Origin of the sequence: Methanosarcina sp. DH2, assembly GCF_020804225.1 — an archaeon.
Classification (GTDB): domain Archaea; phylum Halobacteriota; class Methanosarcinia; order Methanosarcinales; family Methanosarcinaceae; genus Methanosarcina.
In genome coordinates, this window is record NZ_WJBI01000018.1 from 13,812 (window position 1) to 25,926 (window position 12,115).

The 12,115-nt window shown below is 45.3% G+C and carries 7 protein-coding genes; 5 read left to right on the top strand and 2 right to left on the bottom strand.

Features of this window, described 5'->3' with window-relative positions; translation table 11 throughout:
- Nucleotides 1–11 precede the first annotated feature (11 nt).
- The 4 genes from FXV91_RS16640 to leuS all read left to right on the top strand — a co-directional run bounded on the left by FXV91_RS16640 (nucleotide 12) and on the right by leuS (nucleotide 9,113).
- On the top strand, nucleotides 12–2,885 hold the full coding sequence (locus FXV91_RS16640; RefSeq protein ID WP_229391802.1) for a M1 family metallopeptidase: 2,874 nt from the start codon (nucleotides 12–14) through the stop codon (nucleotides 2,883–2,885).
- Nucleotides 2,886–3,736: 851 nt separating this feature from the next.
- Nucleotides 3,737–4,126, top strand: a complete 390-nt coding sequence (locus tag FXV91_RS16645) for a DUF1622 domain-containing protein (protein WP_229391803.1) — start codon at nucleotides 3,737–3,739, stop codon at nucleotides 4,124–4,126.
- Between the two features lie 513 nt (nucleotides 4,127–4,639).
- Nucleotides 4,640–5,857 (top strand): threonine synthase, encoded by a 1,218-nt coding sequence (thrC, locus tag FXV91_RS16650; protein ID WP_229391804.1) that lies wholly within the window; start codon nucleotides 4,640–4,642, stop codon nucleotides 5,855–5,857.
- A 355-nt stretch (nucleotides 5,858–6,212) separates the two neighbouring features.
- Entirely contained in the window at nucleotides 6,213–9,113 is a 2,901-nt protein-coding gene (gene leuS, locus FXV91_RS16655) for a leucine--tRNA ligase (protein WP_229391805.1), read from the top strand.
- 215 nt (nucleotides 9,114–9,328) lie between these two features.
- On the opposite strand, the gene FXV91_RS16660 is transcribed toward leuS, so the two are convergent.
- Together FXV91_RS16660 and FXV91_RS16665 are read right to left on the bottom strand one after the other, a co-directional pair.
- Complete coding sequence (locus FXV91_RS16660; protein WP_229391806.1) at nucleotides 9,329–10,246, bottom strand: nitrilase-related carbon-nitrogen hydrolase; 918 nt, start codon at nucleotides 10,244–10,246, stop codon at nucleotides 9,329–9,331.
- 117 nt (nucleotides 10,247–10,363) lie between these two features.
- Nucleotides 10,364–11,014 (bottom strand): hypothetical protein, encoded by a 651-nt coding sequence (locus FXV91_RS16665; RefSeq protein WP_229391807.1) that lies wholly within the window; start codon nucleotides 11,012–11,014, stop codon nucleotides 10,364–10,366.
- Nucleotides 11,015–11,599: 585 nt separating this feature from the next.
- On the opposite strand from FXV91_RS16665, the gene FXV91_RS16670 reads away from it, so the two are divergent.
- Nucleotides 11,600–12,097 (top strand): arginine decarboxylase, pyruvoyl-dependent, encoded by a 498-nt coding sequence (locus FXV91_RS16670; RefSeq protein WP_229391808.1) that lies wholly within the window; start codon nucleotides 11,600–11,602, stop codon nucleotides 12,095–12,097.
- The last annotated feature ends 18 nt before the right edge of the window (nucleotides 12,098–12,115 follow it).

Here is a 12,115-nt window from a genome sequence, read left to right on the forward strand (position 1 = left end):
GTGACACTTTTATGAAATGTAGACTTTGTAAATATTATCCCGAGGATTTCGGGGAGCTTACTGTTGACGTTTTGCATATGCACATGGAGTTTGATATCTATGATGACAGGACGAATGTGAAGTCCCTGTTAAGGGTCAGGACAAAGGATGCTCCTATTGAGAAACTGGAGTTGAACTGCAGGGACCTTGAGATCAGGGCTGTGAGCTGCATACAGTCAGAGGTTTCTTATAGACACAGACAGGATGATGCAATCCTTGAGATTAATTTCAGGGATGAGGTCCCGCCACATACTGAGATTGTGGTTGTTACGGATACGGTATGCAGGCCGACCAGGAATATCCTTGAGGGGCTGTACTACGACGAAACGCCTGCAGGAGCTCCTCCGCAGCAGATCACGCAGTGCCAGCAGTGGGGGTTCCAGAGGATCGTGCCTTGCATTGATGATATGACTGCAAAGTGCACTTACAAGACAACCATTATTGCAGATTCGAGGTACACGAACCTTATCACAAACGGGGACGTGCTGGTAGGGAGGCATACCGTAAAGCCGGGAAGGGACAAGATTGTCTATGATAATTCGATAACGCCGATGGCAACCTATCTCTTTTTCCTCGGGGCAGGGACTTATTCGACTTTTGTAAGGGAGTTTGAATATCCGGACGGGGGCATTTTCACTCTCGAACTCCTGGTGCCGCCGGATTCAAACGCCTGGGCTGCCGAAAAAGCGCTCGATATCCTGCACGACTGTGTAATGTGGGTCCACCTCTTTACCGGGCCTGAACAGTTCGACCAGGATAAGTTGTCGGTACGGGAAAGGCTCTGGGAGCTTGTCCGCAGGCGGGAGAAAATAAAACTTGAGGCAAAACCCGAATCAGGGCAGGAAGAAGGAGAACTAGAAAAGATCAGGAAAGAGCTTTCAGAGCTTGTCGAGACCATTACTCCGGGGTACAGATATACAGGGACAGTATACCGGGAAATAGGGATGCAGAACTCGGACTTCGGGGGCATGGAAAATGTGGGGAACACAACGATTACCACAAACCGTATTATGCCTTTTCCGCAGATAACGGACTCTGCTTTTGAGTACATGATAAGGGTCAAGGTGCACGAATATTACCACAACCAGAACGGGTCCGAGGTCACGGGAAAGAGCCCGTTTGAGATCTGGCTGAACGAAGCTGTGACCGTGCACGTGGAAGAGCAGTACCATGCTTTCCTTTTCGGCGAGGATTACCAGAGGCTCGGGAGGGTGCTCGAACTGCTTGCACCGGCGTCCGGGACTTTTGCCCTGGACTCGGGAGCTGCTTCCATGCCTATTATCCCTGACGGTTTTAATGACCCCAATGACCTGATCACTGCGGTTACGTATGTAAAATCCCCTGAATACGTACGCATGGTCGAGACCCTCATAGGAAAGGATACTTTTGTCCGGGCTCTGGACCGTTATTTCAAAAAGTTCCAGCACTCCAATGCCTCTACACAGGACTGGATAGAGGTTATGGAAGAAGAGAGCGGAGTGCCTTTAAAAGAGATGGCTGAGATCTGGCTGAAGCAGACAAAGTTCCCTGTGGTCGAAGTCTCTGCCGAATACGACAGGCCTTCCCGGAAGTTCACTTTCTTCCTCAAGCAGCACTTCCCGGCTGGCGGAAAGCCCTGGGAGTTCCCGTTCAAAGCAGCCCTTGTGGATGAAAACGGAAAAGACCTTGCTGAGGTGCTGGTAAGGGTCAGCGGAGAGACTGCAGAGATTCCGGTTGAAAACGTGGACATGCCTGCCTTCCTTTCCCTGAACAGGGGGTACTCTTTCTACGGGAAACTTGTTTACAGAGCAAGCCAGGAAGAGCTCCTGCTGCAGGTCAGAAAGGACAGCGATATCACAGGCAGGTTTACAGCATTCCATACCCTTGTGGACCGGGAAAAGCTGAGGCTCCTTAAAGTTTCGGGTTCGGCCCCCTCTGAAGACTTTATAGAACTTTACTACAGGCTCTTTAATGACCGGCAGCTCCTTGAAAGGGCAGGAGGGCAATTCCTGACCATCTTTGAGTCCGTAGAAGATGAAGAATTCGCCCACCGCTATCAGGCACTTTATGATGTAAAGCAGAAGCTACTGAAGGCAGTTGCCTGGAAATACAAAAACTCCCTGATTTCTGCCTACCACTTCTTTGAAAATGTTTCAGTTCCCGGGGATGCGTCACTCGAAGAAACAGCAAGAGTAATCAAGAGCAGGCAGGCCAAAAATATCTGCCTTGGAGTCCTTGCGACCCTCGATACTCCTGACATCCACTCCCTGATAAAACAGCAGTTTGAAACTGCAGCCTGTGCAACAGACAGATTGAGTGCATTTGCTGCGTACCTGAACAGTTCGGCTCCTGATAAGATAGGAGTCCTGAGAGCCTTTGAAGCGGAATCAAAGCAGAACCTTATTTCCTGGGAAGCCTTCCTTGCAGTAATTGGAAACAACAGCAGTGTCGATGCAGTCGAACTGGTAAGGGAAATGGAAAGGTCAGAAGCCTTCAGGATTGAACAGACAAACGACCAGCGTGCCCTTTACGGAAACTTTGCCCGCAACCGCAAGAAGTCCCTCCAGACCGAAGAAGGCAGGACTCTTTTTACAGAGATCCTGAGAAAGCTGGCTCCCGTAAACGAATACAGCACAGTCAACCTGCTCAATGCCTTTGCAAACATAGACCTGATGGAAGCAGAATACCATGCTCCGCTGGTAAAGATCCTAGCAGACCTCCTTGAAGAACTGGACCCTCAGAAGTTCCCCAGCGTCTACAACAGGACCAGAAAACTCCTTCTCGGAGCCCCAAAAGCTGTCGAAGCTTACGGAAAAAGATACGGAAAAGTCCCGGATCTACAGACGGAAAGCCCGGAAAAGAAATAAGCTATTCTGAAAAGCAATCTGCCCGACAGGACCGGTTGCTCTGAACCCTGTCAGTCAATTCAGCCCGGAAGGAGCCAAAAACGAGTCTTTTTCCTTCTCCTTCCGGGATCTCTTTTGCACTACTTCAATTGTGCTGGTCGACATGGAAGTAAGCTTTGCTCAAGAAGACTAAACAATATCTCTGCCCCTTGTAACGTCATTCGCTGTACCAAATCGCTTTTGTCACGCTCCACGCAGGAGAGCGGCTTTTCCGAAAAGAAAAAAAAGAAGAAAAGAAAAACTGGAAAGTGAAAATGACATAAAGTCTGTGGGATACAAACAAAACAGAATAAAATTCGATCTGAAAAATACTGTTTTCGATGTCTGCTTTTTGCTGCATTCAAACTTCTTCTTTCTTCTTTTTTCGAAGGGCCACAGAAAGGCTGGCGGTCTGGAGCCAGGACAACAGTTTTTATGCAGGATGACCGTTTCTCTATATTATTCGGTTTTTTATTCGTGTTCATGTATAAAGATTGTTTTTTTCTTAGATCGTAGAGTGCTGGCTATAGCCCCGTGCAGCACAAAAGAGAAAAACGGGAAATTCCGTTTTCGGATTCCCGGAATATATTAACCGGAAGATAATGGACCACTATTCTATTTCATGTATTTTTCTCTTGAAGTCCTGTTGTACAGCTGCGTTTTGGAAAAAAAGAGTTTAGTCTCCATTGAAGTAGTTTCCAGAATTGAATTTGAAGATTACGAACCGAATTTGAAGATTATAAACCCAATTTGAAGATTATAAACCTAATTTGAAGATTATAAACCGAATTTGAGGATAGTAGACAGGAAGAATATATATTCAGAAAAAATAAATGCTATTGGGGCTTTTTACAGGATATAATGATTTAGATATCGGGGATGATAGAAGGACATTAGGGGACCTTGAAAATCTATTTCTGGACACATTCTCTTCCCTGTTCAATGTTGTAGGCTCAGTCCTTATAGTGTACGGAGGGCTCAGGGCGACCGCAGAGATAATTCTGCTTGAAACCTTTAAGAAACATTATAAGTACGAGCATATAAGAAGAGAGCTGACAAACAAACTCGTATTTGGGCTGGAATTTTTCATTGCAGCCGATGTCCTGAGAACACTGAGGGACCCCACTCAGGAAGAACTGATTGTGCTGGGAACTGTGGTGCTGATAAGGACAATTCTAGGGTATTTCCTGAGTAAAGAGGCCACGATATATCATCTGGATTGAAAACTGAACATAAGATAGTTAGACCACAGAGTACCCTTTCTTGCATGTCCTTGCTGCTGTGTAAAACAGAAAATAAAACAGAAAGAATAAATAAATGCCCTTAAAAACTATCGTACATTCTTTTCGAGAAACTTTTCAAAATATAGGATTCTTTTTATCAGAAGTATGTGATCCTTTTTATAAACTTATCAGGAGATTCGAGTTACTTATTTTCCTTGAAATTCTCAGGAGATAAAAACCCATATATTTCTTTCACGGCTACTTGAGAGCAGGCACAACTTCAGGACGGGGAGTAACCTGAAAACAGCATAATTTAAAAGCAAGTAACGTGTTAAGGATACAAAATATTATTAAACTCTAATATTATACTAATCCGAAATCCAGATTATTAACCTTAAAATTCTAAGTCCAGATTGTCAACCTGAAACTCCGGGTCGTGCCGATCTTAAGTTGGGTACCGTTTTAGACCCGGCATTAACCTTAAATCCAAAAATCAGACACAGGAGCAATTTAATGTATCATTTGAAATGTATCGAGTGCGGTGCAGAGTATTCTAAAGATGAAGTAATCTATACCTGCAGCGAGTGTGATGGGCTGCTTGACGTTATTTACGATTATTCCTCAATTGAACTTGACATGGAAAAACTGAAGACCGAATGCCCTTCAGTCTGGAAATACGCAAAACTTCTCCCTATCGAAAGGGAGCCTGTGACTATAAAGGAAGGCGGGACTCCCCTCTACAAATGCGACCGCCTTGCTGAAAAAATAGGAATTAAGGAACTTTATGTAAAACACGAGGGCATGAACCCGACCGGTTCCTTCAAAGACAGGGGGATGACAGTTGGGGTTACAAAAGCGCTTGAGCTCGGTATGAAGACCGTCGCCTGCGCATCAACCGGAAATACCTCAGCCGCCCTTGCGATCTACGGGGCAAAAGCAGGAATCCCTGTTGTTGTGCTGCTTCCGGCAGGAAAAGTTGCCCTTGGAAAGATAGCCCAGGCCCTGATGCACGGAGCAAAGGTCCTCAGCATCCGCGGAAACTTTGATGATGCACTTTCTCTTGTGCGCACACTATGTTCCCAGGAAAAGATCTATCTTTTAAACTCAATCAACCCATACAGGCTGGAAGGCCAGAAAACCATTGGCTTTGAAATTGCAGATCAGCTCGGCTTCAAAGTGCCTGACAGAATTGTCCTGCCCGTAGGAAATGCAGGGAATATTACTGCTATCTACAAGGGATTCAGGGAGTTTAAAATACTCGGAATAACGGATTCTCTTCCGAAAATGACCGGAATCCAGGCAGAAGGCTCCTGTCCCATAGTAAAAGCCATAAAATGCGGGGCTCTGGAAATTATTCCTGAAGAGCACCCGGAGACCGTTGCAACTGCAATAAGGATTGGAAACCCTGTAAACGCAACAAAAGCCCTCAGTGCAATCCGGGAATCCGGCGGGACTGCGGAGTCCGTTACCGACGAAGAAATCCTTGCAGCCCAGAAAGACCTGGCAAGGCTCGAAGGCATAGGGGTCGAACCTGCAAGCGCAGCCTCGGTTGCAGGGCTTAAGAAACTCGTTGATATGGGTGTTATAGGCAGGGATGAAACCGTCGTTTGCATTACTACAGGGCATCTCCTTAAAGACCCTCAGACTGTGATTGATATCTGCGAAGAGCCGACTGTTGTTGATGCAAACATAGAATCCATCCGGGAAGCAATTTTCGGAAAGGCAAAATAAAGCCGGAAAAACATAGTCGATTAAAGGATCAGACTAATTAGGTTAATCTGATTAATTTAAAAATCTGATTGATTTAAAAATCAGATTAATCAGAGAGTCAATTAATCAGAGAGTCAATTAATCAGAGAGTCAATTAATCAGAGAACCCTACCAGTTAGATAAGAAGATAAGTATTTACGTGTCGGAACCGTAAGCAGTTGAAAGATTGATAGCCGGTGTTCGGTATCCCTCAATCCTTTAAATTTTTCCGGGATGTCTTATCAGCTTTCCTAACCGTTGCTATTATTATTCACATCTTATGATTCTATTTCAGATTCTTTTATACTATAATAATTATCTGTGGGCGTGAAAATGAATGGAGCAGGACTATAAGCCTCACGATATCGAAGACAAATGGCAGAAAAAATGGAATGAGAGCCGGATTTTTCAGGCTGAACCGGATAAGCGGGAAAAGTTTTTCATAACAATCCCCTACCCCTACCTTAACGGAAACCTGCACGCAGGACATACCCGGACCTTCACAATAGGCGATGTGGTAGCAAGGCACAAAAGGATGCTCGGGTACAATGTACTTTACCCGATGGGCTTCCACGTAACCGGCACACCTATTGTGGGACTTGCCGAACTGATTGCAAGCCGGGACCCGCAGACAATGGACGTCTATGAGCGTCTGCACGGGATCCCAGGAGATATCCTGCCTACGCTCGATACCCCCGAAAAAATTGTGGATTATTTCAAGCTGGAAGCCGAGAAAGCCATGCGCATGATCGGGTACTCCATCGATTGGAGGCGAAAGTTCACAACAACTGACCCTACATACAAAAAGTTCATAGAGTGGCAGTACATCAGGCTTGGAGAAAAGGACCTGATCGTGAAAGGTTCTCACCCGGTGAAATGGTGCCCGAACGACAACAACCCTGTTGAAGACCACGATATCCTGCACGGAGAAGAAGCTACAATCGTGGAGTATACTCTAATAAAATTCAGGCATAAAGACCTGGTCCTCCCCTGTGCCACCCTCAGGCCTGAAACAACATACGGAGTGACTAATCTCTGGATCAACCCCGAAGTCGGCTACGTAAAAGCCAGGGTTGAGAAAGACGGAAACGAAGAGTTCTGGGTTGTCAGCAGGGAAGCTTTCAGGAAACTCACCTTTACGGACAGGACAGTTGAGTATATTGAGGATGTGCCTGCAAAATCCATCATAGGGATAAAACTTACAAACCCGGTAACAGGAAATGAAGTAATCTCCCTTCCAGCGTCCTTCGTAAGGCCTGAAAATGGAAGCGGGATAGTGATGAGTGTCCCTGCACATGCGCCATTTGACTACCTCGCCCTCCGCGACCTCTATGACGCTGACCTGAGCGAGTACGGGATAACCGAAGACCTCAGGAGAATCGAACTGATTTCTCTGATCCGGGTGCCCGAATTCGGGGAATTCCCTGCAAAAGAAATCGTCGAGAGCATGGGAATTGCAAACCAGAAAGACCCTAAAGCTGAGGAAGCCACAAAGATCGTGTACAGGAGAGAGTTCCACGGTGGAGTCCTTAAGGACCTTACAGGGAAATATAAAGGATACCCGGTTTCCAAAATAAAAGACATACTGACCAGGGACTTAATTGCTTCAAACGCAGGAGAAGTCTTCTATGAATTCAGCGAACCCGTGGTCTGCCGCTGCGGGACTCCCTGTGTTGTAAATATGGTAAAAGGGCAGTGGTTCCTTAACTACTCAAATCCTGATTGGAAAGCAAAGGTTTACAAATGCCTCGACCAGATGCGGATTATTCCCGCAGAGTACAGAGTCGAGTTCGAAAACAAGGTTGATTGGCTCAAGGACAAGGCATGTGCCCGCAGGAAAGGGCTTGGGACCCGCTTCCCTCTTGACAAAGAATGGTTGATTGAGTCCCTCGGGGATTCGACAATCTACATGAGTTATTATATCATTGCCAGGTTCATAGAGAGAGGCGAGCTTGCCCTTGAACAGCTTACCCTTTCATTCTTCGACTATGTCCTTCTCGGAAAAGGCGATTCGGTAGCAGTTTCTGCGGAAACAGGCCTCAAACAGGAACTCGTGGAAGAAATTCGCAGCCACTTTAACTACTGGTACCCGGTTGACCTGCGCTCTTCCGGAAAGGACCTTGTCCCGAACCACCTGCTCTTCTTCCTCTTCCATCATGTAGCTCTCTTTGAAGAGGAAAACTGGCCAAAGGCTCTTGCAGTAAATGGTTTTGTCTCCCTTGAAGGACAGAAGATGAGTAAGTCCAAAGGGCCTATCCTGACCCTGGAAAGTGCGGTTAGCGCTTACGGTGCAGATATAACAAGGATGTATATCCTCTCAACAGCCGAACAGACCCAGGACGCCGACTGGCAGAAAGCAGGAATCGATTCCGCCCGCAGGCAGGTAGACAGGTTCTATTCCTTTGCAAAGGAAGTTATCGACAGCGGAAAAAGGGCAGACCTCAGCACAGAGCTAAAGCAGATCGACCGCTGGATGCTTTCGAGGATGCAGAACTACATAAAAGAGACAAATACTGCCCTTGACTCCATCCAGACGCGGGAAGCTATCCAGAACTCCTTCTTCCTGCTCCTTAACGATATCAGGTGGTACCAGAGGAGAGGCGGAGAAAATCTGCTTTACTACGTACTGGACAACTGGGTAAGGCTTATGACTCCTTTTACCCCGCACCTCTGTGAAGAGATCTGGGAAGCCATGGGGCATGAAGACCCTATCTCCCTTGCGCAGTACCCGCTCTACAATGAAGACCTTATAGATGATGGCGCAGAGCTTGCAGAAGAGGCTGTAAAGAGTACGTTGAACGATATTGAAGAGATCATAAGGGTAACAAAGATGACCCCGCAAAAAGTCTACCTCTACACCTCGCCTGCCTGGAAAGCCGCAGCCATAAAGTGCGCCTGCGAACTGCAGGTAGAAGCTCCCCTTGAAGTAGGCACCCTGATCAAAACCCTGATGGCAAACCCTGACCTGAAGCGTTTTGGCAAGGAGATCCCGAAATTCGTCCAGAAAATAGTGCCCGAGTTCAAGAGCGGGGGTGCCGAGCGCTACGAGACCTTTGCCTACCTCGGCCTTGATGAACAGGCTCTCCTGAAAGAATCAGCTTCTTTCCTGGAAAAAGAAATTGGCTGCCCGATTGAGATCCAGAGTGCTGATTTGCCGGAGTATGACCCGCAGAAAAAGTCCAGGTTTGCAGAACCTTTGAGGCCTGCAATTTATATTGAGGCAAAGAAGGAAGAGTAAAAACTCATAGGGGAGATTTACTCAAACCCCTATAATCAAGGAACTCTATAAAAGCATGGAAGATACAGAGCATGGAAGATACGGAAAAACCTCTATAACCACGAAGATGAGGAAAACACCAAGAAACTATATTCCGTATCTCCTCTATTCTTTTTTGTATGCTTTAACTTGATTTAAAATTAGTAAGGAATCTTGCGCATGGCAATAAATAAAAATCAATAAAGCTCGGTTCTCCGATCTTCAAAAACAGGAATTGCTTTTCGGATTTCATCTTTCCCGGACAGGTCAAGGTCGCAAACAATTACGCATTCTTTATCCCCTGCATCGGCTTTTACTTCACCCCAGGCATCGATAATCATTGAGTTTCCGAAGTAACTGCAGTCAGGAGCAGAACCTGTACGGTTGCAGGCGACGTGAGGGATCTGGTTTTCGATTGCTCTTGCCTTTGCAAGAATCTTCCAGTGCTCGGACCTTGGGTTAGGAAAGGCGGCTGTGGTCACAAGCAGATCAGAGCCGGAAAGAGCCAGTTTTCTTGCAACTTCGGGAAAGCGAATCTCGTAACAAATCTCAAAGCCAATTTTCAGGTTTTGCTTTTTCAGGGCAATAGGCTCTATTGAACTGCCCTTTGAGAAATAACTATTTTCTTTTTTGAAAGGGTGAGTTTTACGGTAAGTGCCTGCAAGGTTTCCGGACTCAAAACAAAAGCCGAGATTATAGTAGAGAGCAGAATTGTAGCAGAGAGCAGAATTGTAGCAGAGAGCAGAGCTTTTACTTTCCGGTACTTCCTTTTCTTCTCCGGAAAAATAATTTACCCTCTCTGTAAAACTGTTTTTTCCACCATCTCTTCCACTTTCTTCTCCAATATCTTCCCCACTATCTTTTTGAATAATTGAACCCAGGATGATACAGTCGTTGGCTTCGGAAAAACATGCCAGGTTCTCAAGAACCGGGGAAGGAAAGCTTTCTGATGCATAATCGAGATTTTCATAGCAAAAGCCTGTGGAAAAGACCTCGGGAAGAACAACTAATTCGGCTCCTCTCTCAACGGCCTTGAAAGCCATGTAAAGGGCTTTTTCAAGGTTTTCCTGCTTCTTGCAGTGAAGCACATCCATCTGGATACAGGCAACTTTCATATTTGGACCAGCAGTATAAGGTATAGGTTAATATTTGCAGTTTGAGTCCTGCTTGTAATTTCTATCTGTGTAAAGGTTTACAGGATTGAATATCTCAGGATTGGTATTATTGGTCTTTCAGGGCAGCAGAGTGGTTTGCTTGCTTTTTGCTACGAGACCTTCGAGGTCTATCCTGTGTTTTATCATCCCTGCAAGTACTTCATTTGCAAGCTTTGTTACCTCTTCCCTGTTCTCCCGGATTTCATATGCAGGGTCATCAGGGGGGATCTCTATTTTAGTTATATCGGCTCTGGCCTTTTTCAGGTAAGAGTCGGGGGCTTCACAAACAATTCCGGGTTTTTCCATGTACTGGTCAAGGTGCTTCTGGGTGATCCCTGCAAGTTTTAACTCCCTGCGGAAACAGGGCCTTTCGAAAAGTCTGGAAATTACATACACGCCGACAGGAATCCGGAAGTCCAGATCGATTTTAAGGAGTTGGGTCCTGAAAGTGAGGTAAATGTCATCAGGATTGGAGGAATCTGCTAGCCTGAGTTCCCTGCTTTTTTCTTGCAGAGGCTCCCTACCTTTTTCAGGCAGAGCATAGATTTTGGCAGGGGGGACTTCGATCTCCTCCAGAAGTTCAAGGTCCCTGAGTGCCCTGAGGTAGCCAGTAAGAACCAGCCTGTGTTCTTCTATTCCTCCAGCTTTCAGTTCCCGCGAGAGTCCGCTTATTGAGAGCTGCCTGCCGTCAAGCAGTTCTATAACTTTAAGGTTGAGTTTCTCTGCCATTTTCTCTGCCTTTATATCGAGATCAGGGTTAATTAATAGTAGTTCTGTCTTCAGGCCTTAGGCCAGAAAAACACAATCTCCTGCTACAGTAACGCATGTAATCAGGTCCGCACTTCCGAAAGCCTCCGGAAAAAACTGAATTTTTTCCCGATTAAAAAAACTGCGGACAGGAAAATTGCAGGGAGTAACACACGATGTAATTATCCTGCATGATATAAAGCTTATGAGAGATTTTGATAAAGGGCTGGAAAGTAAAAGAATTTCGGTAAAAAGTATTAAAAAGAGAGAATATCAGTAAAAATGCATAAAAGTAAAAAACTTTAGAAGTTACAGACAAGCTTTGAGCAAATCGAATTATTAACAGAGATGGATAAAAATAGAAGGACTTCAGGTTGAAAAAAACACGTTAAAATCTCCTGAAAAACTCATTAAAATATAATAGTATAGAAATGAATTTCTACAATCCACTAACATGTGAAGAAACACAAATCGGATTTCTGTCCAGCGAAATTGAAGGGCAACGCTTAAAAATAATAATTGCTATCTGATTTAAGCTTAAACTGGTGATATTTCAAGGATGTAAAAATGATTGCAAAGTTAATTCCAAGAAAAGTATTTTTTACAAGCGGAGTCGGTACACACCCCGAACAACTGGAATCATTTGAGGTCTCACTTCGGGATGCAGGTATCGAAAAATTTAACCTGGTAACTGTAAGTTCTATCTTGCCCCCCAAATGTGAAATTGTGACAAAGGAAGAAGGTTTGAAAGAACTGAGCCCTGGAGAGGTAGTTTTCTGTGTAATGTCCAGAATATCTTCCAATGAGCCCGGGAGAACATTGAGTACTTCCGTAGGATGCGCACTTCCCGGGGACATTAGCAAGCATGGCTATATTTCTGAGTATCATGCTTACGGGGAAAATACACAGGATGTAGGAGAACATGCCATAAAACTTGCAGGAAGCATGTACAGCACCTGGACAAATGAGGCACCTCTAAAAACCTTCAGTATTCCCAGATCATCCTTCTTACAAGAAAGCGGGAACTGGATGACAGTAATATCCGCAGCAGTTTTTATTATTTAAACAAGATGAGTTCCATAC

What these genes read in the sequence shown, in the direction of transcription:
- FXV91_RS16640 (WP_229391802.1), top strand. Translation starts at nt 12, where the DNA reads ATGAAATGTAGACTTTGTAAATATTATCCCGAGGATTTCGGGGAGCTT.
- FXV91_RS16645 (WP_229391803.1), top strand. Translation starts at nt 3,737, where the DNA reads ATGCTATTGGGGCTTTTTACAGGATATAATGATTTAGATATCGGGGAT.
- thrC (WP_229391804.1), top strand. Translation starts at nt 4,640, where the DNA reads ATGTATCATTTGAAATGTATCGAGTGCGGTGCAGAGTATTCTAAAGAT.
- leuS (WP_229391805.1), top strand. Translation starts at nt 6,213, where the DNA reads ATGGAGCAGGACTATAAGCCTCACGATATCGAAGACAAATGGCAGAAA.
- FXV91_RS16660 (WP_229391806.1), bottom strand. Translation starts at nt 10,246, where the DNA reads ATGAAAGTTGCCTGTATCCAGATGGATGTGCTTCACTGCAAGAAGCAG.
- FXV91_RS16665 (WP_229391807.1), bottom strand. Translation starts at nt 11,014, where the DNA reads ATGGCAGAGAAACTCAACCTTAAAGTTATAGAACTGCTTGACGGCAGG.
- FXV91_RS16670 (WP_229391808.1), top strand. Translation starts at nt 11,600, where the DNA reads ATGATTGCAAAGTTAATTCCAAGAAAAGTATTTTTTACAAGCGGAGTC.